The organism is Pseudoalteromonas sp. T1lg88 (assembly GCF_002964765.1).
GTDB lineage: Bacteria > Pseudomonadota > Gammaproteobacteria > Enterobacterales > Alteromonadaceae > Pseudoalteromonas.
In genome coordinates this window covers 116,121-139,810 of the sequence record NZ_PQCF01000018.1, presented here as the reverse complement: position 1 = coordinate 139,810, position 23,690 = coordinate 116,121, and the positions used below count along the sequence as shown (strand labels likewise).

Annotated in this window: 23 protein-coding genes and 1 pseudogene; 3 read left to right on the top strand and 21 right to left on the bottom strand. The window is 49.7% G+C overall.

Annotation, left to right across the window (positions count from 1 at the left end; all coding sequences use genetic code 11):
• Positions 1 to 53 precede the first annotated feature (53 nt).
• On the top strand, positions 54 to 443 hold the full coding sequence (locus C2M34_RS07145; protein ID WP_105200458.1) for a hypothetical protein: 390 nt from the start codon (positions 54 to 56) through the stop codon (positions 441 to 443).
• Between the two features lie 51 nt (positions 444 to 494).
• Here the strand turns inward: C2M34_RS07145 and prpF are convergent, their stop codons facing one another.
• The 5 genes from prpF to C2M34_RS07120 form a co-directional block, all read right to left on the bottom strand.
• Entirely contained in the window at positions 495 to 1,670 is a 1,176-nt protein-coding gene (gene prpF, locus C2M34_RS07140; protein ID WP_442792780.1) for a 2-methylaconitate cis-trans isomerase PrpF, read from the bottom strand.
• A 60-nt stretch (positions 1,671 to 1,730) separates the two neighbouring features.
• On the bottom strand, positions 1,731 to 4,322 hold the full coding sequence (gene acnD, locus C2M34_RS07135) for a Fe/S-dependent 2-methylisocitrate dehydratase AcnD (protein ID WP_105200842.1): 2,592 nt from the start codon (positions 4,320 to 4,322) through the stop codon (positions 1,731 to 1,733).
• A gap of 78 nt (positions 4,323 to 4,400) precedes the next feature.
• Positions 4,401 to 5,525 (bottom strand): bifunctional 2-methylcitrate synthase/citrate synthase, encoded by a 1,125-nt coding sequence (gene prpC / locus C2M34_RS07130; RefSeq protein WP_105258417.1) that lies wholly within the window; start codon positions 5,523 to 5,525, stop codon positions 4,401 to 4,403.
• Positions 5,526 to 5,560: 35 nt separating this feature from the next.
• Positions 5,561 to 6,439: a methylisocitrate lyase gene (gene prpB, locus C2M34_RS07125; protein WP_105200460.1), complete on the bottom strand. Its 879-nt coding sequence runs from the start codon at positions 6,437 to 6,439 to the stop codon at positions 5,561 to 5,563.
• Between the two features lie 30 nt (positions 6,440 to 6,469).
• The gene (locus tag C2M34_RS07120; RefSeq protein WP_233999554.1) at positions 6,470 to 7,168 is read right to left on the bottom strand and encodes a GntR family transcriptional regulator; all 699 of its coding nucleotides are present in this window, start codon (positions 7,166 to 7,168) and stop codon (positions 6,470 to 6,472) included.
• Positions 7,169 to 7,393: 225 nt separating this feature from the next.
• Here C2M34_RS07120 and rsmF point away from each other — a divergent pair.
• A pseudogene (rsmF, locus tag C2M34_RS07115) lies at positions 7,394 to 8,847 on the top strand (16S rRNA (cytosine(1407)-C(5))-methyltransferase RsmF).
• Between the two features lie 316 nt (positions 8,848 to 9,163).
• Here rsmF and C2M34_RS07110 read toward each other — a convergent pair.
• The 14 genes from C2M34_RS07110 to yceD form a co-directional block, all read right to left on the bottom strand.
• Positions 9,164 to 11,005 (bottom strand): alkaline phosphatase D family protein, encoded by a 1,842-nt coding sequence (locus C2M34_RS07110; RefSeq protein WP_234398775.1) that lies wholly within the window; start codon positions 11,003 to 11,005, stop codon positions 9,164 to 9,166.
• 20 nt (positions 11,006 to 11,025) lie between these two features.
• Positions 11,026 to 11,805: a TatD family hydrolase gene (locus C2M34_RS07105; RefSeq protein WP_105200463.1), complete on the bottom strand. Its 780-nt coding sequence runs from the start codon at positions 11,803 to 11,805 to the stop codon at positions 11,026 to 11,028.
• 34 nt (positions 11,806 to 11,839) lie between these two features.
• Entirely contained in the window at positions 11,840 to 12,166 is a 327-nt protein-coding gene (locus tag C2M34_RS07100; protein ID WP_105200464.1) for a PilZ domain-containing protein, read from the bottom strand.
• Between the two features lie 13 nt (positions 12,167 to 12,179).
• Positions 12,180 to 13,079: a DNA polymerase III subunit delta' gene (holB, locus tag C2M34_RS07095; protein ID WP_105258415.1), complete on the bottom strand. Its 900-nt coding sequence runs from the start codon at positions 13,077 to 13,079 to the stop codon at positions 12,180 to 12,182.
• On the bottom strand, positions 13,079 to 13,702 hold the full coding sequence (tmk, locus tag C2M34_RS07090; RefSeq protein WP_105200466.1) for a dTMP kinase: 624 nt from the start codon (positions 13,700 to 13,702) through the stop codon (positions 13,079 to 13,081). Before tmk ends, holB begins: the two co-directional genes overlap by 1 nt.
• Positions 13,692 to 14,681 (bottom strand): endolytic transglycosylase MltG, encoded by a 990-nt coding sequence (gene mltG / locus C2M34_RS07085; RefSeq protein WP_105200467.1) that lies wholly within the window; start codon positions 14,679 to 14,681, stop codon positions 13,692 to 13,694. The genes tmk and mltG overlap by 11 nt, the downstream gene beginning before the upstream one ends.
• Positions 14,678 to 15,490 carry an aminodeoxychorismate lyase gene (pabC, locus tag C2M34_RS07080; RefSeq protein WP_105258414.1) on the bottom strand — a complete coding sequence of 271 codons (813 nt, stop codon included), beginning with the start codon at positions 15,488 to 15,490 and terminating at the stop codon, positions 14,678 to 14,680. The genes mltG and pabC overlap by 4 nt, the downstream gene beginning before the upstream one ends.
• An 82-nt stretch (positions 15,491 to 15,572) precedes the next feature.
• On the bottom strand, positions 15,573 to 16,811 hold the full coding sequence (fabF, locus tag C2M34_RS07075) for a beta-ketoacyl-ACP synthase II (RefSeq protein WP_105200469.1): 1,239 nt from the start codon (positions 16,809 to 16,811) through the stop codon (positions 15,573 to 15,575).
• An 84-nt stretch (positions 16,812 to 16,895) separates the two neighbouring features.
• Positions 16,896 to 17,132, bottom strand: a complete 237-nt coding sequence (acpP, locus tag C2M34_RS07070; RefSeq protein ID WP_010374019.1) for an acyl carrier protein — start codon at positions 17,130 to 17,132, stop codon at positions 16,896 to 16,898.
• 243 nt (positions 17,133 to 17,375) lie between these two features.
• Positions 17,376 to 18,122 carry a 3-oxoacyl-ACP reductase FabG gene (gene fabG, locus C2M34_RS07065; RefSeq protein WP_105200470.1) on the bottom strand — a complete coding sequence of 249 codons (747 nt, stop codon included), beginning with the start codon at positions 18,120 to 18,122 and terminating at the stop codon, positions 17,376 to 17,378.
• 12 nt (positions 18,123 to 18,134) lie between these two features.
• Positions 18,135 to 19,064 carry an ACP S-malonyltransferase gene (fabD, locus tag C2M34_RS07060; RefSeq protein WP_105200471.1) on the bottom strand — a complete coding sequence of 310 codons (930 nt, stop codon included), beginning with the start codon at positions 19,062 to 19,064 and terminating at the stop codon, positions 18,135 to 18,137.
• Between the two features lie 66 nt (positions 19,065 to 19,130).
• The gene (gene plsX / locus C2M34_RS07055; RefSeq protein WP_105200472.1) at positions 19,131 to 20,177 is read right to left on the bottom strand and encodes a phosphate acyltransferase PlsX; all 1,047 of its coding nucleotides are present in this window, start codon (positions 20,175 to 20,177) and stop codon (positions 19,131 to 19,133) included.
• Between the two features lie 11 nt (positions 20,178 to 20,188).
• Positions 20,189 to 20,359 carry a 50S ribosomal protein L32 gene (rpmF, locus tag C2M34_RS07050; RefSeq protein WP_105190738.1) on the bottom strand — a complete coding sequence of 57 codons (171 nt, stop codon included), beginning with the start codon at positions 20,357 to 20,359 and terminating at the stop codon, positions 20,189 to 20,191.
• 10 nt (positions 20,360 to 20,369) lie between these two features.
• Positions 20,370 to 20,894 carry a 23S rRNA accumulation protein YceD gene (gene yceD, locus C2M34_RS07045; RefSeq protein WP_105215446.1) on the bottom strand — a complete coding sequence of 175 codons (525 nt, stop codon included), beginning with the start codon at positions 20,892 to 20,894 and terminating at the stop codon, positions 20,370 to 20,372.
• A 120-nt stretch (positions 20,895 to 21,014) separates the two neighbouring features.
• Between yceD and C2M34_RS07040 the strand changes: the two genes are divergently transcribed.
• Positions 21,015 to 21,602 carry a Maf family protein gene (locus tag C2M34_RS07040; RefSeq protein WP_105258413.1) on the top strand — a complete coding sequence of 196 codons (588 nt, stop codon included), beginning with the start codon at positions 21,015 to 21,017 and terminating at the stop codon, positions 21,600 to 21,602.
• 31 nt (positions 21,603 to 21,633) lie between these two features.
• Here the strand turns inward: C2M34_RS07040 and C2M34_RS07035 are convergent, their stop codons facing one another.
• Both C2M34_RS07035 and rluC read right to left on the bottom strand, forming a co-directional pair.
• Positions 21,634 to 22,284: an HAD-IA family hydrolase gene (locus C2M34_RS07035; protein ID WP_325042613.1), complete on the bottom strand. Its 651-nt coding sequence runs from the start codon at positions 22,282 to 22,284 to the stop codon at positions 21,634 to 21,636.
• Positions 22,268 to 23,230: a 23S rRNA pseudouridine(955/2504/2580) synthase RluC gene (gene rluC / locus C2M34_RS07030; protein WP_105200475.1), complete on the bottom strand. Its 963-nt coding sequence runs from the start codon at positions 23,228 to 23,230 to the stop codon at positions 22,268 to 22,270. The genes C2M34_RS07035 and rluC overlap by 17 nt, the downstream gene beginning before the upstream one ends.
• Positions 23,231 to 23,690: the final 460 nt, after the last annotated feature.

Genomic DNA, 23,690 nt, shown 5'->3' with positions numbered 1-23,690 from the left:
ATAAATATATACTTGTAATAAAATTAACCTGCGTTAACGACTAGGATCTTTTGATGAGTAAACTAGACAAAACAGAAGTGTTAGCTGCTTTTGAAGCTGCGTATGAAGCGGCGAATGGCAAAAAGCCAGAAATCACCACCAAGCCTGGCTGGTACAGCATTGATGGCGGCAAAAACATGCGCCTTGCTGAGGTAGCTGAACTTACTGAAGAGCTTACTTCTGGTAAAACAGAAACAGTCGCTAAAGTAGAAGAAAAGGCTCCTGCCAAAGCAAGCAAAAAAACAACAACCAAAAAAGCGGCTCCTGCGGCAAAAGCAACTGAGAAAAAGGCTGCCTTTACTGTCGTTAGTGAAAACAAAGATGGTTTCACTGCCGAAGAATTTTGGATTAAAGAGCTTGCAGAGAAAGAGCACGACTGTCGCCTACCGCGTGGCGTTGTCTAATTCACCTTCTGCTTTAATAAAAAAAGCCGCTTAAAGCGGCTTTTTTTATGTCTACTCGCCTAATTCAGGCTCTGGTACACGCACCCAGCCTTCCATTAAGCGGCGGGCACTGCGGCTCATGCTGACACTGTGCACATCAGCCTGACCATCAAGCATATTTACCGCTGCACCCACTTGCAGCGTGCCCGAAGGGTGGCCAAAGGTCAGCGACTGGCGTGCTACACCACCTGCAGCCAGGTTCACCAAGGTGCCTTCGATGGCGGCCGCGGTAGCGATGGCAACGGCGGCGGTGCCCATCATGGCATGGTGCAGCTTACCCATGGACAAGGCGCGAACCTGTACATCTATATCTGCCGCATCAATGCGCTTGCCGCTGGATGCCACATAGCTGCTTGCCGGTGCCACCATGGCGATTTTCGGCGTATGCTGGCGCGTTTTCGCCTCTTCAATATCACTGATCAGCCCCATTTGCACTGCACCATAAGCACGAATACGCTCAAAGCGTGCTAAGGCCTGCTCATCATTATTGATATCGTCCTGCAGCTCTGCCCCGCTGTAACCCAGCTCGCTGGCATTCACGAAAATAGTAGGGATACCGGCATTGATAAAACTTGCCTGTAGCTCGCCCTCGCCCGGCACCACTAAGGTATCGACCAGGTTACCCGTTGGCAGTACTGCACCATCACCTACAGGCGATAAGAAGTCGACCTTCACCTCAGCGGCGGGAAAGGTCACACCATCGAGTTCAAAGTCACCAAGCTCTTGCACCAAGCCATCACACATAGGCACATGAGCGACAATGGTTTTGTGAATATTGGCCTGCCAGATCCGCACTTCGGTGATGCCATTTTCACAAATGCGTGACGCATCCACCAAGCCATTATTAATGGCAAAGGCACCCACCGCAGCGGTTAGGTTGCCACAGTTACCGCTCCAATCGATAAACGGCTTATCAATAGCAACCTGGCCAAACAGGTAGTCAACATCATGATCCGCCTTATCGCTTTTCGATAAGATCACCGTTTTACTGGTACTGGATGTCGCCCCACCCATGCCATCGGTATGTTTGCCGTACGGATCCGGGCTGCCGATGACGCGCAAAAGCAAGGCATCACGATAGGCGCCCGGCTGCTGCGCTTGTGCAGGCAAGTCATGCAGTGCAAAGAACACCCCTTTACTGGTGCCTCCGCGCATATAGGTTGCCGGTATTTTTAGCTGTTGTGTCATTATTAACCTCAAAAAAAGGTGAGATCCCACCTCTAAAAATGGGCTCTCACCTTCTGCAATTTATACTGAGCCTTCAAGGAAGTCCTGCGCAAAGCGTTGCAATACACCGCCTGCACTGTAGATGGACAATTCCTCTTGGGTATCAAGGCGACATTTGGTGGTAATAGTCAGCTGTTCACCATTGGCGCGGGTGATCTGCACTTGCATATCCGCACCCGGTGCTGGCTCGCCTAACACCGTATAGGTCTCGCTACCATCAAGGTTAAAGGTCTTACGGTTTTCACCCGCTTTAAACTCCAGAGGTAACACACCCATGCCAATCAAGTTGGTACGGTGAATACGCTCGAAACCTTCGGCGATGATCACTTCCACACCCGCTAGGCGAACGCCTTTGGCTGCCCAGTCACGGCTTGAACCCTGACCATAGTCGGCACCGGCAACGATACATAGCGGTTGCTTACGCTCCATATAGGTTTCAATGGCTTCCCACATACGAGTAACCTGGCCTTCTGGCTCAATACGCGCCAGTGAACCTTGCTTCACCTCACCGTTTTCATCGCGCACCATTTCGTTAAACAGCTTAGGGTTTGCGAAGGTGGCACGTTGCGCCGTTAGGTGGTCACCACGGTGCGTGGCGTACGAGTTAAAGTCTTCTTCAGGCAGACCCATTTTCGCCAGGTATTCGCCGGCCGCACTGCTGGCCAGAATCGCATTCGATGGTGACAAGTGGTCGGTGGTGATGTTGTCACCTAGCACCGCCAGTGGACGCATGTCTTTCATGGTACGTGGTGCCGCAAGCGCCCCTTCCCAATAAGGTGGACGACGAATATAGGTGCTCATTTCGCGCCAGTCATACAGTGGATTGTTCTTTTCACCGTAATCCACGTCTAAATCGAACATGGGTTCGTACACCTGACGGAAGTGCTCTGGCTTCACGCTCTTGGCAATAACCGCATCGATTTCTTCGTCGCTTGGCCATAGATCCTTCAAGGTAATAGGCTGACCTTGCTTATCATATCCCAGGGCATCTTTTTCGATATCGAAACGTATAGTACCGGCAATGGCATACGCCACCACCAATGGCGGTGAGGCCAGGAAGGCCTGTTTAGCATAGGGGTGGATACGGCCGTCAAAGTTACGGTTACCTGAGAGTACCGCCGTCGCGTAAAGGTCGCGCTCGATCACTTCTTGCTGGATTTTCGGGTCTAACGCGCCACTCATGCCGTTACATGAGGTACAGGCAAAACCCACTACGCCAAAGCCCAGGGCTTCCAGCTCAGGAAGAAGGTTCGCTTCTTCTAAATAAAGTTTTACCGCTTTTGAACCCGGTGCCAGTGAGGTTTTCACCCAAGGCTTGCGCACTAAGCCAAACTTGTTGGCGTTACGGGCTAACAAGGCTGCGGCAATCACGTTGCGCGGGTTAGAGGTATTGGTACAGCTGGTGATAGCGGCGATAATGACCGCGCCATCCGGCATCAGGCCCTCTTCTTGCTCAACATGCTTGGCGATACCACGGGCTTGCAAGTCCGCCGTCGCTAAACGGGCATGCGGGTTTGATGGACCGGCCAGATTACGACCCACAGAGGACAAATCAAAGCTTAATACGCGCTCGTATTTCGCACCCGTCATGGCATCGGCCCACAAACCAGTTTCTTTGGCGTACTGTTCAACCAGCTTCACCTGCTCGTCTTCACGGCCAGTCAGTTTCAAATAGTCGATAGTTTGCTCATCGATATAGAACATGGCCGCCGTGGCACCGTATTCCGGTGTCATATTCGAGATGGTGGCACGATCGCCCAGAGTCAGATGCGAGGCACCCTCTCCGAAGAATTCAAGGTAACTTGAAACCACACGCTCTTTACGTAGGAATTCGGTCAGCGCCAGTACGATATCTGTGGCGGTAATGCCCGGCTGCGGCTTACCCGTCAACTCAACACCAATAATGTCCGGCAGGCGCATGTAAGAGGCACGACCCAGCATCACGCTTTCGGCTTCAAGACCACCTACACCCACGGCGATTACGCCCAGCGCATCAACATGCGGGGTATGACTGTCGGTACCTACCAGGGTATCCGGGAAGGCGACGCCATCACGTACCTGGATCACCGGCGACATCTTCTCCAGGTTGATCTGGTGCATGATGCCGTTACCCGGCGGGATCACATCAACGTTTTTAAACGCTGTTTTGGTCCAGTTAATAAAGTGGAATCTGTCTTCGTTACGACGGTCTTCAATGGCACGGTTCTTTTCAAACGCGTCTGGGTCAAAGCCCGGTGCTTCGACCGCCAACGAGTGGTCAACGATCAATTGGGTCGGTACCACGGGGTTTACCTTGGCCGGATCGCCGCCTTTGGCAGCAATGGCATCACGCAGACCGGCAAGATCCACCAGCGCCGTTTGACCAAGAATATCGTGACAAACCACGCGGGCCGGGAACCAAGGGAAATCATGCTCGCGCTTACGATAAATAAGTTGCTCTAGGCTTTGCGTTAAATCGTCTGGGTTACAACGGCGAACCAGGTTCTCGGCAAGCACTTTAGAGGTATAAGGCAAGCCATCGTAGGCGCCAGGTTCGATTGCATCAACGGCCGCTCGGGTATCGTAATAAACCAGCTCTGAGCCCGGCAGCGTCTTACGGTATTGGGTATTCATAATCATCTCTACATTGCGAATGGATGTGGTGCGCCAACGAATGTGCCGCACCGACAGGCAAGGTGGCTAAGCCGTGGCTTAGCGCTCGCTTAGCTCAGGTACAGGGCGCGCTTCTGGGCCGATATAACCCGCACTTGGGCGGATAATACGGTTGTTAGCACGCTGCTCTTTCACGTGTGCAGTCCAGCCCGTTACGCGACTCATTACAAAGATAGGCGTAAACAATTTGGTTGGAATGCCCATAAAGTGATAGGCCGAAGCGTGGAAGAAATCGGCATTACAGAATAGCTTCTTCTCGCGCCACATCACTTCTTCACAACGTACAGACACAGGGTAAAGCACATCATCGCCTACCTCTTGAGCCAAACGCTCTGACCATTTTTTGATGATCACATTACGCGGATCGCTTTCACGGTAAATCGCATGACCGAAGCCCATGATCTTCTCTTTGCGCTCAAGCATGCCCATCAGCTCCTGCTCGGCTTCATCGGCATTGCTGAAACGCTCAATCAGTTCCATCGCCGCTTCGTTAGCACCACCGTGCAATGGACCACGCAGTGAACCGATAGCACCGGTTACGCATGAATGAATGTCAGACAGGGTTGACGCACATACGCGAGCGGTGAAGGTTGAGGCGTTAAACTCGTGCTCTGCATAGAGAATCAAAGACACATTCATCACGTCTGCAAACAACTGCGATGGCGCTTTGTCGTGTAACAGATGTAGGAAGTGAGCGCCCACCGAATCGTCATCGGTTTCAACGTCAATGCGCACGCCATCGTGGCTAAAGCGGTACCAGTAACAGATGATGCTTGGGAAAATAGCAACCATGCGATCGATGGCATCATTGGCCTGGTCGAAATCGGTTTCCATTTCCAGGTTACCCAGCATAGAACAGCCGGTACGCATCACATCCATTGGGTGCGCATCTTTTGGAATGGCTTCTAGCACTGTTTTAAGTGCCGCCGGTAGGCCGCGCAGTGATTTAAGCTTGGCTTTGTATTCAACCAATTCACCTGCGGTAGGTAGCTCACCGCGCGAAAGTAAAAAGGCCACTTCTTCGAACTGTACTTTATCCGCCAGCTCGCTGATGTCATAACCACAATAAGTCAGGCCTGAACCTGTTTTACCTACCGTACAAAGGGCTGTTTGACCCGCTTCTTGACCGCGCAGACCCGCGCCACCTAATGCTTTATCTACCATAATAATTCTCCTGAATTTTTCCTGTTGAAACTCGGTTACTTATTCTTGCCTTCGGCAAAAAGGGCATCGAGTTTTTGTTCGTATTCGTGATAGCCAAGATAATCGTACAGCTCCATACGAGTTTGCATGGTGTCTATTACGGCTTTTTGATCGCCGTTAGCCAGAATCGATTTGTATACGTTTTCTGCCGCCTTGTTCATGGCACGGAATGCCGACAATGGGTAAAGCACCATGTCCACACCCCACTCGCCTAGCTCTTTGCAGTTCCACAATTCGGTTTTACCGAACTCGGTGATGTTCGCAAGGATTGGCACGTCTAAGGCGTCGGCAAAGGCGCGGTAATGCTCTTCGGTTTGTACCGCTTCGGCAAAGATACCGTCGGCACCGGCGGCCACATAAGCCTTGGCACGTGCAATAGCGGCTTCTAAGCCTTCTTGGGCAAATGAGTCGGTACGAGCCATGATGAAGAAATCTGGGTCGGTACGGGCATCTACCGCCGCTTTAATACGGTCGACCATTTCTTCAACGGGAACGATTTCTTTATTTGGACGGTGACCACAGCGCTTTTGCGCCACCTGGTCTTCGATGTGCACCGCAGCGGCACCGGCTTTTTCCATATCGCGGATGGTCTTGGCAATGTTAAATGCACCGCCCCAACCCGTGTCGATATCCACCATTAGCGGTAAGTCGCAGGCCGAGGTAATACGCTGTACATCGGCAATCACATCGTTCAATGAAGTCATACCTAAGTCAGGCAGACCGTATGAGGCGTTGGCCACGCCACCACCGGACAGATAAATAGCCTGATGGCCTAGTTGTTTAGCCATCATGGCACAGTAAGCATTGATAGTGCCGACAATCTGCAATGGCTGATTGGCTGTTAATGCGTCTCTAAATTTTTTTCCTGCGGACATTGTAAACTCCTGCTCTGTGAACGGTTGCGGTTATTGCGCCGCGTTAAATTTATTTTCTATGTTATTCATTGAATAGCTGATATGTCGCTTCATCAACATCTCAGCCAATTCGCCATCACGATTTTCAATGGCGTTAATAATAGCCAAATGTTCGTCAAATGCTTTGGAAACTCGAGGGCCCGTCATCCCCATTTGCACTCGGTACATGCGAATAAGCTGATATAAATCGTGAATTAGCAAATTAAATAGGTGCTCGTTTTTTGAACCCTTAATGATGCGATAGTGAAAATCCAGGTCGCCAGCCTCTTGGTAATAGGACTCCCCCTCTTTCACTCGTTGCTCATTAAGATGCTTGTTTAACAAGGCTTTAATATTGGCAATTTCCTCGTCGCTCATGTTCTGCGCGGCAAGCCGACAGGCCAAACCTTCGAGGGCGGCACGCACCTGATACACCTCGATAAGGCGCTCCGGCGTCAAGGCCACCACGCGACAACCGACATTGGCTTTGCGCTCAACCAGGTTGCAGGCTTCTAAACGGTTTAAGGCATCGCGCAGGGTGGCGCGCGATACACCATAGCGTTTTGCCAATTCCGGCTCGGAAATTTTCGACCCCTGTGCCACGTCTCCCTCGACGATGGCGCGGCGCAGCTCCACAAAGACTTGGTCTACTGCGGTTGTCACCTGGTTTTGCGGTTCTATTGATTCATTAGTCACGGATTGATTGCTCACGCCTTTCTCAAATTGTCGACAATCTTGGCACCTACTATGGGAGAGGATGGGGATATTGTCAACCGTAGCCACCTTATATTGTCGACATAAATCCTGTTTATACCGGCTGAAGTTAGCACTTTGTGTAAAATTGAAACAAAAATGTCGACACTTTAAAAACATCGGCATTCACTATGGTGATGCGATACACTATGCCTAGATTATTTGCCCGTCATTACCCTATCTATGAACATCAACACCTATATCCCTGATGCTTTTATTGAAGATGTTAAAAGCTATTTGCCCGATCACCTTGAACTAGAAGACTTTATTAACGCCTGCCAAACCCCGCTAAAACGTGCGGTGCGGGTTAATACGCTAAAGATGTCGACCGAGGAGTTTGAGCAAGTATGTAGTGAGCGCAACTGGCAAATAGTCCAGGTGCCCTGGTGTGAAGAAGGTTATTGGTTAGAGCGCCCCGAGCAGGAAGAAGAGGCCCTGCCTTTGGGCAAAACCGATTTGCACTTAAGTGGCTGCATCTATGTACAAGAGGCCAGCTCCATGCTGCCACCTACCGCCTTAAAAGAAACCTTGAACAATGCCTTTGGCGTTACCCATACAGTACTGGATATGGCTGCGGCCCCAGGCAGTAAAACCTCACAGTTAGTGGCCATGCTTGATAATGAGGGCTTCTTAGTCGCCAACGAATATTCCTCGTCACGTTTAAAGGCACTGAGCGCTACCCTTAAACGCGTCGGCGCCCATAATGTTGGGCTCACGCATTTTGATGGCGCCGTATTTGGCGATTATATGCCGGAGATGTTCGACGCCATTTTATTGGATGCCCCATGCTCCGGCGAAGGCACGGTGCGTAAAGATGCCGATGCGTTAAAAAACTGGTCGTTGCAATCGAATATCGATATCGCCGAGGTACAGAAATCGCTGATCAAAAGTGCTTTCCATGCCCTTAAGGTTGGCGGCACCTTGGTTTATTCCACCTGTACTCTGACTCCGGTAGAAAATCAGACGGTGTGCCAGTACCTGCTCGACGAGTTTGATGGCTTAATCGAAGTAGAGCCGCTGAATGATTTGTTTACCGGCGCAGAAAAAGCGGCGACACAGGAAGGCTATCTGCATATCTGGCCACAGCTGTTCGACAGCGAAGGTTTCTTTATTGCCAAGTTTAAGAAAACCGGAGCCAAAGCGGTCAGCGAGCCGAAACGTAAAAAAGGCGCCTTCCCTTTTGCGCCAATGCCAGCGAAACAACTGCAAGAATTTATGCAGTATCTTAAAAAGCAGTTTGGGATAAAAGCCTTACCCGGCACTGTGTATAGCCGTGATAAGGAAGTCTGGTTGTTCCCGGATGCGGAGAGTGTGCAGTTGTTTGAGGCGGTTAAATACTCCCGCATCGGTATCTTGATCGGCACCACACACAAAAATGGCGTGCGTCTTGAACATGAATTTGGCAGTTGCCTAGGTAAACTGGCCAACAAAAACATCATTGAATTAACTGCCGAGCAAGGCGCCGACTACTTTAATGGCAAAGATGTGCGCCTAAGCGAGCCAAGTGCGGCTCAAGGCGAGGTGATCATCCGCTTAAATGGGGCCAGTGTCGGTCTTGGTAAGTGCAGAAGAATAAAATAAAAAACTCCCTGGCTCGGGATCTGGTGCTGGATGGGCGGTTAATAACTTGGGTATAACTTGGGTATAAGGGGTATAAAAAAACACCAGTTATTTTTACAGTTTTTCACAAAGACCAGTAACACACTGTTTTAAATGCATTTTAATCTTGTTCATTTATTTCACTTTTTGCAGTGTGTTAACTACAATTAAGAAGACTTTCGCTTCTCCCGTACGAATGTGAACAGTTTATTTAGTTAGCGCACGGCTCATCAAGAGCCATTCCCCTAGGCCCAGGACAATGCGGATTCGTCCTGGGCGTTTTTTATTCCACTTTTAAATTTTCACAATAAACTTCAAGCTGTTGCGAGAAATTATTGCGGCGTTTCTGCGTCCTTAATCGAGTTCATACTCGGTGCAGCTGCCATCACTGTGTAGCAAGCGATAGCGACTCAGCTCACCCTGCTCCAACTCAATCAGGCTGATCGCTGCCTGGCTCACCAAATGCTTTTGCGGACCCGTGGTGGTATCGTGCTTATCGACCTTCATTTGCCAACGTTTAGTAAACATATTCAAGGGGCTGCGCGGCGAATAGAGTATGGAGTCGAGCCTATCCAAAAAGTTAATCAGCTTACGAGGAAATTCATTTTTAATGCCACTGGCGGTCAGCTGCCAAATACGGTTATCACGCTCACCAAAGCGCGCCTTTACTGAAAAGCAAAAGGAGTAATGCACATCGCCGGAGAGAATAATGGTTTCTACCGGTGTCTCTAAACGCCGGAAGATATCGAGTAACTTTTTCGCCGAGCCTTCATGGGCCATCCAGTTTTCACAATCCACCATCAGCGGCTTGCCGCACAAGGTAAAGAGCGCCTGTATCGCCTCAATAGACTTAACCCCAAATACGGGGGCGGCAGAAACCAGCAAGACCTTGTCACATCCTTCCAGGGTGCTCTCCAGCTCGAGTAATCGCTCCCAGTCCAATAAGCCCGAGGGCTCATTAAAGTCCTGCTCATTACGCCATCTATGGGTGCGAGTATCGAGCACCACCACCTTAGGTACGGTGGGAAGCTCATAATGCCAGTAGTCGTAATGCAGTAAGGGCTTATACACGTCCTTCAAGTGCCAGTGATTCTCTCGCGAGGCGCTATTGAGCAAGGAGAAAAATGGCCAGTCCTGTTTCGCATCCGTGTTTCCCCAGCCCTGAAACAGAGCATACGCCAACATGGCATTACAAATAATGCCGCGGCTGGCGCCATGGGTATACACAGCTTGCTCCCAATTGGCGGTGAGGTTCCAGTCATCGGTAACGTCATGATCGTCAAAGATCATTAAGGTACTGGTATGGGCCAACAGCCGCGCCACTCGAGCCTGACTGGCGGCAAATTTACGCAAATGCTCACGCTCGGCGCTAAACTGGGCATGCTGAGGGTGCTCGGCGGCAAGATCTAAGCGGGCAAAGTCGACCAATTGCCAACTCGCAGCGCTAAAGCTCAACAAGTACAGAGCAATAAACTCTTCAAAGTGGATTAAATGGTTGGCACTTTTAATGCTGCTAAAGTGCGCCTCGTCTTTGCGCAGCCAATAGCCGCTATGCCACTTTGACAGCTGCTGCCAAGGGGTTTTCGGCAGCAACTCGGCGCGCCTATAGAGCTCATCCACAACCTGCTCGCTCACAGCTAACAGTGGCGCCGATTCGGTGTAAATCCCCAGCTTAGCAATCAACTGATGAATCGCCATTAACATGGGACCCGCCACATCATCGGCATACACCTGATCACCAGAGAGCAGGAGCAGCTGCGGACGCTGAGTCTCACTGCCGTGCTCCATTGAGCGTGCCAGTAAGGCATCGGCTTGCACCAGGGCATCGTCACTATAATGATGGGGATTGCGACAAGAGCCGTGCAGCACTGAGTGTAATAGCTGGGGTATTAATAAGGTCGGGCTGGCTTGGCCTGGGTAGCAAAACGCATTTAAATCGATGCGCTCTAGGCCATCAAACAACTCGTAGGCAATGGCAAGATCGCTTACAAAGGTGCCGTTGACGGGCGTTATGGTCAGGTTGTAAAGGTATAAATGCTCGCCCAAGCGACACATATCCACCTGCTGATAAAGCTCGACCCCGCTGAGCTCTAATCTTGGGTTAATCGCCTTAGAGGTCGCCAGTTGCAGACGAATAAGCTCGGGCTCGGCGCGCCGTAGCAAAGGGCCAAGCAGCAGCAGAGGAAGTTCTGTCACAATATTGGCCCCATCAATCCTTAACGCCTGTTGATACCGTTAAACAAACGATAAAAGTTATCCGTTGTTGCGCTGGCCAGCTCTTTATAACTCACCCCTTTGAGGTCGGCAATAAAGTAGGCCACATCCTGCACATAGGCCGGTTGATTGGTTTTACCCCGATGCGGCACCGGCGCTAAATAGGGTGAGTCGGTTTCAATAAGCAAGCGATCCAAAGGCACCTGTTTGACCACATCCCGCAATTGCTCTGCATTGCGGAAAGTGACTATACCTGAAATGGAAATATAAAAGCCTAGATCCATGGCCTTTTTAGCCATATCCAGGTCTTCGGTAAAGCAATGCAAGACGCCACCGCAGCGCTCAGCATTATGCTCACGCATCAAATTAATGGTGTCGGCTTTGGCATCTCGGGTATGAATGATCAGCGGTTTATTAAGCTCATTGGCCACCTGAATATGACCGACAAAGCTGTCTTGCTGCACCTGTTTGGTGTCGCCGCTGTAGTAGTAATCTAGCCCGGTTTCACCTATGGCAACCACCTTATCATGCACCGCCAAACGGCGCAGCAGGTCGATATCCAAGGCATCTTTTTGGTCTAAAGGATGCACACCGCAGGAAGCGGAAACATCATCAAAAGCGGCGATTTTTTCCAACATTTGTGGAAACTGCTGCAAGGTCACGCTGACACATAAGAAGTGTTCAACATCTTTGGCGCGTGCCTGAGCTAATACACTTGGCAAGTCTTGACCAAGCTTATCGAAATCCAACCTATCCAGGTGGCAGTGGGAGTCTACAATCATGTGTTACTGCAATATGAATGTAAGGCCGAAGGCCTTACATGGTGTACGTGGGATGTCCGGAGTTTAGCATGGTTCCGAGCTGCTTTTCGATTTTATCACGCAGATGCACTTTATCATCTACGAAGCCAATGCCGATACCCGGCGGGTTGGAGCTCTGAGCACCAATGGGCGTCACCCATACTACCTTGCCTGTTACCACCTCTTCTTCGAGGGAATTGGGTAGACTCACGCGCAGCGCCAAAGACTGACCCATTTCATAGCTCATGTTTGTGCGTACAAACAAACCACCGGTTTTTAGATAAGGCATATAACAACGATATAATTCGTCCAGATCGTCTAATTCTACAAGTAACTCTTGCACAACGGCTCCTTTGTTATCCTAATTCTTGCTTTAATACACGCAACAGCTTTGCCAGTGCTAAGGACATATTTAGCCCTGGGGTTTGCGTTACCTGCTCACTAAAGTGTTGTAATTGCCTATAACAGCGTTCAAAAGCCGTAAAGCTTAACCCCTGCTGAGACTTATGTAATAAAAACTGGCTGACGAACAGCCTAAAGATAGCAATATATTGTGAGTTTTGCGCCAAAATATCAACCAGCTTTTGTTCGTCACCCGCCAATTGCTGTTCATACAGCGCCTGGTATAAGGTTTGGATTTGCCCTAGTTCATCGTTTTCCTGCCATTGGCGTAATAACAAGGGCTGAGTTTTAAAATGTACGGCAAAGGGCTGCTGTATCGCCAACGAGGCATGATTCTGCAGCCAGGTATCCAAGGCTTCATTGTCCTGCACCGTGATCTGTTGCTTAGCACAGCGACTCAAGATGGTGGCCGATAAATTGGCGGTGCCTGGACTTAATAACCATAAATAACAATGATTATTGGGCTCTTCCAAGGTTTTCAGCAAGGCATTACTCGCCGCTACCGTCATACGCTGGGCATTGGGAATAATCACGCATTTGGCGCCGCCTTGCTGGGCACTGTGTTGGATAAAGTCGCTGATCGCACGTATGGCATCCACGCCTATGCTGCTGCCATCGCCGCTGAGCATAAGTAAATCCGGATGGGTGCCAGCAGCGATTAGCTTACAGCCCTTACATTGGCCGCAGGGCTGCATCTGCAGCGGTTGTTCGCACAGCAGCGCCTGACTGAGCTGCTCGGCCAAGGCGCGTTTTCCCACACCTTCAGCGCCGTATAGCAGGTGGGCATGGTGCAATCGCCCTTGCTGCTGCTGTTGGGCATATTGTTGCTGTACTGTGCTAAGCCAGGGATACATTATTGCTCCGCAATAAAGGGCACAAGTACATCGGCAAGGGCCTGATGCACCTGCTCCATGCTTTGACTGGCATCGATAATATATATGCTGTCATCCGCGTGCGCCAAAGCCAGATAACGCTCTCGGGTGCGGACAAAAAACGACAGGTCTTCTTGTTCGATGCGATCCAGCTCACCACGGCCTCGGGCACGCTCAAGGCCCAACGCCGGGTCGATATCCAGATACAAGGTCAAGTCCGGGCGCAGCCCGTCTAATACATATTTGCCAAGAAAACTCATCACCTCGGCGTCAACTTCTCGGCCACCGCCCTGATAGGCCTGAGACGATAAGTCATGGCGGTCGCCCAGCACCCAGGTGCCCTGTGTCAGGGCCGGGCGGATCACATTTTCAAGCAACTGAGAGCGCGCCGCATACATAAGCAGCAATTCGGTTTGGGTGCTGATTTGCTCACCCTGACATTCCTTTACCACACTGCGCAATTGCTCGGCCACAGGCGTACCGCCCGGCTCCCGCGTGGTGATAAAGTCAATGCCGGCATTCTTTAATAGCTCGGCACAGACCTTCATGGCGGTGGACTTGCCACTGCCTTCAAGGCCTTCAATCACAATAAACTTAGCTGTCATTTGCTCTTCTTAACTGATACTGGCGCACGGCGCGGTTATGCTCCGCGAGTTGCTTGGAAAATTGATGACTGCCATCGCCTTTGGCGACGAAATAATAATAGTCCGACTGTGCCGGTTGCACAGCTGCTAAGAGCGCTTTGCGCGATGGCATGGCAATAGGCGTCGGCGGCAGGCCATGGATACGGTAGGTATTGTAAGGCGTCGTCTGGCGTAAATGGGCACGGGTAATATTGCCATCGAAATCCGGACCGATCCCATAGATCACTGTGGGATCCGTTTGCAAACGCATACCCTTGTTTAAACGATTTACGAACACGGATGCAATCAAGGCGCGCTCGCCGGCCACACCGGTTTCCTTTTCAATAATAGACGCCAAGATCAAGGCTTCATAAGCGCTTTTCAGTGGCGTGCTCTCGTCACGTTGCTGCCAGATCTGGGCTAACTGCGATTCCATTTTATTGTAGGCGCGCATTAGGATCTGCTCGGCATCTTCATGAGCATGGTAATGATAGGTGTCGGGGAACAACTTACCCTCGAAACGCTCATCCAAGGGCTGGTCGATAAAGCTATCGCCCCATTGCAATGGCGCGCTCACATATGCGGACTGGGCCAATCGTGCCAATACCTGACGCAGGTTGTCACCTTCGATAATGGTGAAGCTGAATTCATGCTCCTGACCCTGACTTATCTGTCTAAAGGCACCAAGCGCTGTGCCCGGTACCAACTGATACACGCCGGCTTTTAAATCGGTCAGAGTGGGATCGAGCTTGGCGAGCACCTGCAGCGGCCAACACTCTTCGACCCATTGTTTTTGCTGCCACTGACGGCATAACTGGTTGAAACCAGTGCCGCTTGGAATTTCAACTAATTGGGTGTGCTCAATATTAAAGGGCGCTAGCATGGCTTGACGCAATTGATAATATCCAGCAGAAGTAAGTACTAACGCCAGCAATACAACGCCGACAATGACCCTTATCATATCTTGATCCCTTGTTTTGCTAGCAGGCTATGAGCGACATCCAAATTAAAATCATGGTGAGCGATGCGGGTAATGGGCACCAAGCCCATCAGGCTATTACAGCAAAACACCGCATCCATCGACAATACCTGGGCCAAATTGAGCTGACAACTGATCACCGGCATACGCTCTTGCAGATGGGCTAAATACACGCCCTGCACTCCGGCCTGATCTAGGCTTGGTGTGTACCACTGCCCCTGCTTATACATCAGCAGATTTGCGCTGGATGTTTCTATCACCTTGTCTGTGGTGTCTAATACCAACAAATCGTCGCTGTTTTGCTGCGCCGCTTCTTGCTTGATAAAGACTTGCTCAAGACGATTGAGGGTTTTTAGACCGGCCAATAAAGGCTGTTGCCCTAACCGTGTTTTGGCCACCGCAAGACTCAGGCCTTTTTGCGCTATCTCTCGGTATGCATCGGGATAAGGCAACAAGCTAAGTATGCGCGTAGGCTGAACATCACTCGGAGGCGCATAACCTCGCCCACCACTGCCACGGGTGTAGAGCACCTTAAGGACCGCCGGCTCATCAAGGGCGTTTTCGCGGCTATTGAGCAGCTGCGCCACGTCCTGCTCAAGGGCGGCAAAGTCCAAATCCCCAAAGCCTAAACGACGGGCACATTCACTTAGACGAGCACGGTGTAAGGGCCATAGTTGCACCTTGGCGTCGACCACTTTGGCCGTAGTAAAAAAACCATCGCCGTAGTTTAAACCGCGGTCATTAATATTGATTAGGTGCCCCGGCTGGCCATTTATAATAGTTTTAGTCATAAAAAAAGCTCGGTCATAACCGAGCTTATGTTACCAGCTTAGTCCTAACTTGGTCTACGCTGGTAGGCAGTTGATTTCACTGTTAGATCTTTTTAAATAGCAGTGAGCCGTTAGTGCCACCGAAACCAAACGAGTTACACAGCGCATAGTCTAGTTTTACATCACGCGCAGTGTGGGCAATGTAATCCAGATCACAGCCTTCATCCGGGTTATCCAGGTTGATGGTTGGTGATACTTTTTGGTCTTGTAGCGACAGTACCGTGATGATTGATTCTACCGAACCGGCAGCACCTAGCAGGTGACCCATCATAGACTTAGACGAGCCTACCATCACTTTGTCGGCAGCGGCGCCAAAGATGCTCTTAACCGCACTGGTTTCGGCCTTATCACCCGCAGGTGTTGAAGTACCGTGAGCATTGATGTAACCCACTTGCTCAGCATTGATGCCTGCATCTTTAATAGCGTTAGCCATAGCAAGTGCCGCACCGGCGCCATCTTCTGGCGGCGAGGTCATATGATAAGCGTCACCACTCATACCGAAACCAACAAGCTCGGCATAAATCTTCGCACCACGTGCTTTGGCGTGTTCATACTCTTCAAGAACCACAACACCGGCACCGTCAGACAGTACAAAACCGTCACGGTCTTTATCCCAAGGGCGTGACGCCGCTTGCGGGTTGTCGTTGCGCGTTGACAAGGCACGCGCCGCACTGAAGCCACCCATGCCCATAGGCGTAGATGCTTTCTCAGCACCACCGGCAACCATGGCATCCGCATCGCCGTAAGCGATCATTCGTGCCGCATGGCCAATGTTGTGCAGGCCGGTTGTACAGGCGGTAACGATAGAAATGTTCGGTCCACGCAGGCCCTTCATAATAGAAAGGTGACCTGAGATCATATTAATGATGGTTGACGGCACATAAAATGGCGACAACTTGCGCGGCCCAACATTTAAAAGTTTTTCATGGTTTTCTTCGATCAGTGTTAAACCACCGATCCCTGAGCCCACAGCAACACCAATACGGTCGGCATTGGCTTCGGTCACTTCCAAGCCTGAATCATCTAAGGCTTGAATACCAGCGGCGATACCATATTGGATAAACAAATCCATTTTCTTGGCATCTTTTTTCGCCATGTATGCTTCGGCATCAAAATCTTTGATTAAACCAGCAAATTTGGTACCAAAATCTGTTGTATCGAAATGGGTTATAGCACCTATGCCACTTTGACCATTCAATAAGCCCTGCCAGGTTGACGCTACATCATTACCCAGCGGCGTAAGCATACCTAAGCCAGTAACTACGACTCGACGTTTAGCCACGGTGTCCTCCAAAAAGGGAATAAAAGATGGGGGTCTCAGATAGACTAAGGGCAGCGGATGCTGCCCTTAAAAGAAATGCGTTGATTACTCAGCGTGAGCTGTAACGTAATCGATAGCAGCTTGAACTGTAGTGATCTTCTCAGCTTCTTCGTCTGGGATCTCAGTATCAAATTCTTCTTCTAGCGCCATTACTAGCTCAACAGTATCAAGAGAGTCCGCACCTAGATCATCAACGAAAGACGCTTCAGATTTTACTTCTTCTTCTTTAACACCTAGTTGCTCAACGATGATTTTCTTTACGCGTTCTTGGATGTCGCTCATTCTTCTTTCCTTTATTTAAACGCTACTGCGTTATTTTTTCAGATTGCGGCGTAGTTTACGCAGCATATTTGTCTGATTCAAGGATTTGCCCTGAGTTTTTTCTCTGGTCAAACCTGTATCAAAGTAAAGTTGCACTTTTATCGCCCATTTTCACAGCGATTTCAAGTATGTTTAAAGCAAGATCACAAAAACTTCAATCTTTTTAGTCGAGTTTTTGTGACCTTTTTTGGCCCCGATAGAGCCTTAAACCATATACATCGCGCCGTTAACGTGCAGAGTTTCGCCGGAAACGTACGCCGCGGCGTCAGACGCCAAATAGCATACAGCCGCTGCAATTTCATTCGGTTGACCAAGACGACCAGCCGGTACATTGGCAAGCGTTGCCGCCTTTTGCTCTTCGGTTAGCTCGTCTGTCATATCGGTTTGGATAAAGCCAGGAGCAACAACGTTCACCGTGATACCACGTGAGGCCACTTCACGAGCCAACGACTTAGAAAAACCAATTACGCCCGCTTTCGCAGCAGCATAGTTGGCCTGACCAGCGTTACCCATGGTGCCCACAACAGAACCTATGTTGATGATACGGCCCGACTTTTTCTTCATCATAGGACGCAATACGGCTTTTGACAGGCGGAAGATAGACGATAGGTTAGTATCGATAATATCCTGCCATTCGTCGTCTTTCATGCGCATTAGCAGATTATCGCGGGTGATACCGGCATTGTTTACCAATACATCTATGTCACCCAGATCTGCTTTAATCGCCGCCAAAGTTGCTTCGATTGACTCGGCATCGGTCACGTTTAGCTTATAACCCTTGCCGTTCTCACCAAGGTAAGCAGAGATCTTCTCAGCACCACCGTCGCTGGTTGCCGTGCCCGCAACTTTTGCGCCCTGCGCAACCAATTGCTCAGCAACTGCTTTACCAATACCACGGCTTGCACCTGTTACTAGGACTACTTTGCCCTCTAGGGAAAATAAATTTGCCATTTTTGTTCTCTTTTATTTAGCTGCTTCTGCGCTGGCACTGTCGTTAACAGCGCTGCAATCAAGGGTTTTATCAATTCGTTTTACCAGGCCGGTTAGAACCTTGCCAGGACCAAATTCAAAGGCCTGAGTAACGCCCATTTTAGCAATGGCTTGTACGGTTTCAGTCCAGCGAACTGGGCTGTAAAGCTGGCGTACCAGGGCATCTTTAATGGCTTCAACATCCTGCTCGGCAGCCACATCAACGTTGTTGATCACCGTGTATTGAGGCGCGTTTAGTGCTAAGGCGTCAAGGTCGCCTTTAAGCTGCTCGGCGGCAGGCTTCATCAGTTCACAGTGTGAAGGTACACTTACCGCAAGCGGCAGTGCACGCTTAGCACCTGCTTCTTTACAGGCTTCGCTAGCGCGATCTACGGCTTCTTTATTGCCGGCGATCACCACCTGGCCCGGTGAATTGTAGTTCACTGGCGCAACTACCTGGTCTTGGGCACTGTCGGCACAGGCTTTAGCAATTGCATCATCGTCAAGACCAATGATGGCCGCCATTGAACCTACACCAGCAGGTACGGCTTGCTGCATATATTGACCGCGCTTTTCAACCAGCTTAACGCCATCGGCTAGGCTCAGTACACCGGCACATACCAGCGCCGAGTATTCGCCGAGACTGTGACCAGCCAATACCACTTCTTGCTCTGCACCGCCTAGTTGTTGCCAGTGACGGAAAATAGCCACTGAAGAACACAATAACGCAGGTTGTGTACGGTGAGTTTGATTTAGCTCTTCTTCTGGACCATTAAGCACTAGCTCTGCCAAGTCATAGCCAAGGGCTTCTGATGCTTCTGCAAAGGTGGCTTTAACTACCTCAGACTCGCTCAGTAGCTCGGATAACATGCCAACGCTTTGTGAGCCTTGACCAGGAAATAATATTGCGATTTTTTCAGACATATGCTGCTCTTTCGTATTGTTTTAGCGATGTTCGCGAATTTTGGCAGGCATTAATGAGGAGGGAGTTTACGAGTTTTCTGCGCTCGTATCTGGCGTTGGCTCGTTCTCAGCAAAGGCCGCTTGAATCTTCTCGGGCAACTGTCGTTGCACTTCCTTAACAGCCTCATTAATTGCCGCTAGAAATGCACTTGCCGATGCATTCCCATGACTTTTAACCACTATACCGCGCAATCCTACCAAAGATGCGCCGTTATACTGGTCGGGGTTCACCTTTTTATAGATCTTTTTTATGACAGGCATAAGTAATAGCGCCAAGCCACGATAAAGCAAATGCTTTTTCAAGGCTTTAGTCATCTTATGCATGATCAGTTTTGCAATTCCTTCACAGGTTTTCAGTGCCACATTCCCGACAAAACCTTCACAGACGATCACATCGGCCTTGCCACTGAAAATATCACTACCCTCGCTGTAACCCGTGTAGTTAATGCTGTTACAGCGCGTCATCAACTGAGCTGCCTCTTTGATACCCTCATGACCCTTAATGTCTTCGGAGCCGATATTGAGCAAGCTAACCTTAGGGTGTTCAATGTCTTGCACCTCGCGCGCCACCACAGCGCCCATGATCCCGAATTGATACAGGGTATGAGCATCGCAATGGACATTGGCGCCAAGATCCAATAAATAAACCGGTCGTTTTGTTTCTGTGGGTACCGAAGAGATCAGCGCCGGGCGTTTAATGCCGGGCAACATTTTCAGAACATAATGAGCAATGGCGAATAACGCCCCTGTGTTGCCGGAACTTACACAGGCCTGAGCTTCCCCGGATTTAACCAAATCAAGGGCCACACGCATAGACGCATCTTTTTTATTACGTAACGCATACGCGGGTTCATCGGCATTGGTGACGATTTGCGTACAATGTTTGATTTTTAAGCGTGGGTGCTGCAGCGCGTCTAAACGGGAAAGCTGCTCTTGAATTAGGGTTTCATTACCGCAGAGGATCAGGGTAAGTGAACTATGAAGATGGACCGCTTCAACTGCGGCTGGGATAGATGAACGGGGGCCGTAATCGCCCCCCATCATATCTAACGCAATGGTTAGACTGCGTTGCATAAAGCAATCTCTTACTTAGAAATTACTTTAACGCCTTTGTAGTAGCCGTCTGCAGTGATGTGGTGACGACGGTGAGTTTCACCAGTCACTTTATCAACTGTTAGAGCTGGACCACTGATCGCATCGTGTGAACGACGCATACCACGTCTTGCACGAGACTTCTTGCTTTTTTGTACCGCCATTAGCCTTCTCCTAAGAATCTTTCTTAAGTTGTTTCAAAATTTCAAATGGATTTGGTTTTTCATCTTCTTCGTCGATTTTACCAAAGCTTTTTTGTTGCTCTGAGTAACGACAAGATGCTTCGTCATGCATAGGCACGATAGGAATGGCCAAAATCAACTCGTCTTCAACTAATTGTCGAATGTTGACTTCTCCGTTCTCATCTAGCTCCACAAGATCGTAGTAATCAGGGAGATGATCTGACTCTGCACCCATGCCAACCGGCGTATACGCAAAGTCTTGTTCCAAATCCAACCCAAACTCTTCATTACAACGCTGACAAATAAGGGTGGCTCGGGCCTTTAAAGAACCACTTAGCACAGTTAAACCTTGTTCGTCCTGCTTGCAATGAATTTGTACCGCTACTTCACCACTTTTATCCAGCACAACTTGCTCGAATCGAGAAAGTTCTTCAAACATCACCACGCCATCATAACTTAGCTGACGCTGTGCTGCCCTGCCCGGATCAAGGGTGACGGGAATCTTCACCTTTTGCATAGGGGCTGCATCATATAGATAGTTATCATTAGAGTCAAAATAAAATTCGACTTTCCTTTTGTTTTTCGCCCGATTGCGCCGTATTCTAGAGCCGATATTTAACAATTCGATGATCGGGCAATGAAAACAGCTTTTATCTTAGCCTCAAGTTCGCCTTTTAGGCAGCAATTATTAAAAAAAATTATCCCTGAATTTCACCATTTTTCACCCGAAATTGACGAGTCAGCCAAAGCCGACGAAAAGCCGGAGCAACTGGTACGCCGTTTGGCTCTGGAAAAAGCCCAAACCGCGTGTAACTTGTATGACAAAGGGCTGGTGATTGGTTCAGATCAGGTGGCTCTGCACCAGGGGGATATACTTGGAAAACCCCACACCGTGGCCAAGGCCGAAGCGCAGCTGGCTCGTTTTAGCGGCGAAAAAGTCACCTTTTTAACCTCTTTAGCCCTGCTCGACATAGAAACGGGCAAAAATGCGGTAATAGTCGAGCCCTTTGAGGTTCATTTTCGCCATTTAAGCGCCGAGCAAATACGTCTTTATGTGGCCAAAGAGCAACCGCTTAATTGTGCCGGCAGCTTTAAAAGCGAAGGCTTGGGGATTTGTCTTTTTGAAGCCCTTAAGGGCGATGATCCCAATGCTCTAGTTGGCCTGCCTTTATTGCGCCTTAATCAGCTATTGTTAGATTGGGGCATAGATCCGCTGGCGCTGTAACTGTGCCAGCACACCAGCACAAAAATGGCGCTTAAAATAGCGCCAATAATTCCCGATAACTGTTTACAGTCGCCTTGGGGTTGAAGATTTCCAGTTCTTCCTTGGCATGCACACCAAAGGTCACGCCTATGCTATCAACCCCGGCATTGGCTGCCAGTTGCATGTCGATTTGCGTATCCCCTATCATCACCGCCTGCTGTGGCGACAGTTGATAAAAGGCAAGGATTTGCTCCAGCATCTGCGGATGCGGCTTAGATTGGGCCTCACAAGCAGTACGGGTTATATCAAAAAAATGCGTCAGACCGGTTTCACCCATTAATCTGTCTAAGCCCTTACGGCTTTTACCGGTTGCCACCGCCAAGGCATAACCTTTATTCTTTAGCGCCGTGAGCGTGCTTTCAACATCATCAAATAGCGGCGTTGGTGTGGTGTCAACGGCCAGATAATGGTGCTTATATTGCTCTTCAAGGGCCTGATGAAACTCGCTATGCTCGGGGAACAAGGTGGCCACCGTGGTATCTAGGCTTAGGCCTATGATATTCTTTGCGCTCACCGGGTCGGGCTCGGGCACGCTCAATGCGCGCGCCGCACTTTGCAGTGTCGCCACAATTTTCGGCACCGAGTCCATAATGGTGCCGTCCCAATCGAATATCAGCAGCTCTTTGTTATTGATTTTGCTCACGTAAGCGTCCTAAACAATGTTCCAATGCCGCATCTAAAGGCGCTTCCAGAGCCAAGGTAGTTTCCGTTTGCGGATGGAAAAAGCGCAGCTCACGAGCGTGCAAGAATAAGCGGTTTAAGCCCTGAGCACGCATTTGCGCATCAAAAGCTTGATCGCCATATTTATCATCACAGGCGATGGGATGACCCTTACACTGAGTATGCACACGAATTTGGTGAGTACGCCCGGTCACAGGTGATGCCTGCACCAAGGAGCAATTTTCAAAACGCTCCAGAACGCGAAAACGCGTATGGGAGGCTTTACCGCGCTCATGGTCAACACGCACCACGCGCTCACCGGATTGCAGGGTATTTTTATTTAGCGGCTCATTCACATTACGCACCTTGGCATCCCACTGCCCGGCTACTAAGGCCCAGTAGTTCTTCTCCATGGTTTTTTCGCGCAATTGCTCGTGCAGAGACTTCAAGACCGAGCGTTTTTTCGAGATAAGCAGACAGCCCGAGGTATCTCGGTCTAAGCGGTGCACCAGCTCCAGGTTTCTGTCATTCGGGCGCAGCGCGCGCAATGCTTCGATAAGACCAAAACTCAAGCCACTACCACCGTGCACCGCCATACCGGCAGGCTTGTTGATAACAATAAGATATTTGTCTTCAAACAAGATGGCATCTTCGAGCTTACTCACCTTATCCAAGTTGGTGGGTATCGGCTGTTCGCTGCGCTCGGCCACCTTAATCGGCGGAATACGTACAGTATCGCCCGCTTGTAATTTATACACAGGCTTGACACGTTTTTTATTCACCCGCACCTCGCCCTTGCGCAAAATACGGTATACCGCGCTTTTTGGCACCCCTTTGAGTTTGGTTATCAAAAAGTTATCTATGCGTTGTCCGCTGTAGTCTTCATCAACGGTTACAAAGCAAACCTGGGTGCCAATTGTCTCTTTCATTACCTAATCACTGATTTGAGTCATAATTTAGTTGCTTATGCTGAGGTTTTAGTGGGATAATCGCCCTTGTAAAACCTGTGCATAACACAAGATTTTACATCACCTTTGGTTTTAACCAAAACTTGCGTGCAACACATTCTGGGAATGGCGATCATACAGATTCGAGCTCGTATTTCCACAGCTTTATCACCCAGAAACCACGTGAATGCAGTGACAAACAATGCGCGTAATAGATTGTTTGTTTGGCTGCGACCGCAAGTGGTGATTAGCCCAACGGGGTAATAATAGGAAACGAAGAATAGAACATTAGGTCTTTTGCGCACGATTCAGCATTAAATAGAACGTCAGCGAACGGCCTGTAATTAAACAAAATCATAATGCTATCGACCACCATTTGGTGTAACGGTAAACGACTATTGCCTTGTGCGTCGCCTGTCAGCCCCTAGCTGAGGGCATAAAC

What these genes read in the sequence shown, in the direction of transcription:
- C2M34_RS07145 (WP_105200458.1), top strand. Translation starts at nt 54, where the DNA reads ATGAGTAAACTAGACAAAACAGAAGTGTTAGCTGCTTTTGAAGCTGCG.
- prpF (WP_442792780.1), bottom strand. Translation starts at nt 1,670, where the DNA reads ATGACACAACAGCTAAAAATACCGGCAACCTATATGCGCGGAGGCACC.
- acnD (WP_105200842.1), bottom strand. Translation starts at nt 4,322, where the DNA reads ATGAATACCCAATACCGTAAGACGCTGCCGGGCTCAGAGCTGGTTTAT.
- prpC (WP_105258417.1), bottom strand. Translation starts at nt 5,525, where the DNA reads ATGGTAGATAAAGCATTAGGTGGCGCGGGTCTGCGCGGTCAAGAAGCG.
- prpB (WP_105200460.1), bottom strand. Translation starts at nt 6,439, where the DNA reads ATGTCCGCAGGAAAAAAATTTAGAGACGCATTAACAGCCAATCAGCCA.
- C2M34_RS07105 (WP_105200463.1), bottom strand. Translation starts at nt 11,805, where the DNA reads ATGATTGTAGACTCCCACTGCCACCTGGATAGGTTGGATTTCGATAAG.
- holB (WP_105258415.1), bottom strand. Translation starts at nt 13,079, where the DNA reads ATGTATCCCTGGCTTAGCACAGTACAGCAACAATATGCCCAACAGCAG.
- tmk (WP_105200466.1), bottom strand. Translation starts at nt 13,702, where the DNA reads ATGACAGCTAAGTTTATTGTGATTGAAGGCCTTGAAGGCAGTGGCAAG.
- mltG (WP_105200467.1), bottom strand. Translation starts at nt 14,681, where the DNA reads ATGATAAGGGTCATTGTCGGCGTTGTATTGCTGGCGTTAGTACTTACT.
- pabC (WP_105258414.1), bottom strand. Translation starts at nt 15,490, where the DNA reads ATGACTAAAACTATTATAAATGGCCAGCCGGGGCACCTAATCAATATT.
- acpP (WP_010374019.1), bottom strand. Translation starts at nt 17,132, where the DNA reads ATGAGCGACATCCAAGAACGCGTAAAGAAAATCATCGTTGAGCAACTA.
- fabG (WP_105200470.1), bottom strand. Translation starts at nt 18,122, where the DNA reads ATGGCAAATTTATTTTCCCTAGAGGGCAAAGTAGTCCTAGTAACAGGT.
- fabD (WP_105200471.1), bottom strand. Translation starts at nt 19,064, where the DNA reads ATGTCTGAAAAAATCGCAATATTATTTCCTGGTCAAGGCTCACAAAGC.
- plsX (WP_105200472.1), bottom strand. Translation starts at nt 20,177, where the DNA reads ATGCAACGCAGTCTAACCATTGCGTTAGATATGATGGGGGGCGATTAC.
- rpmF (WP_105190738.1), bottom strand. Translation starts at nt 20,359, where the DNA reads ATGGCGGTACAAAAAAGCAAGAAGTCTCGTGCAAGACGTGGTATGCGT.
- yceD (WP_105215446.1), bottom strand. Translation starts at nt 20,894, where the DNA reads ATGCAAAAGGTGAAGATTCCCGTCACCCTTGATCCGGGCAGGGCAGCA.
- C2M34_RS07040 (WP_105258413.1), top strand. Translation starts at nt 21,015, where the DNA reads ATGAAAACAGCTTTTATCTTAGCCTCAAGTTCGCCTTTTAGGCAGCAA.
- rluC (WP_105200475.1), bottom strand. Translation starts at nt 23,230, where the DNA reads ATGAAAGAGACAATTGGCACCCAGGTTTGCTTTGTAACCGTTGATGAA.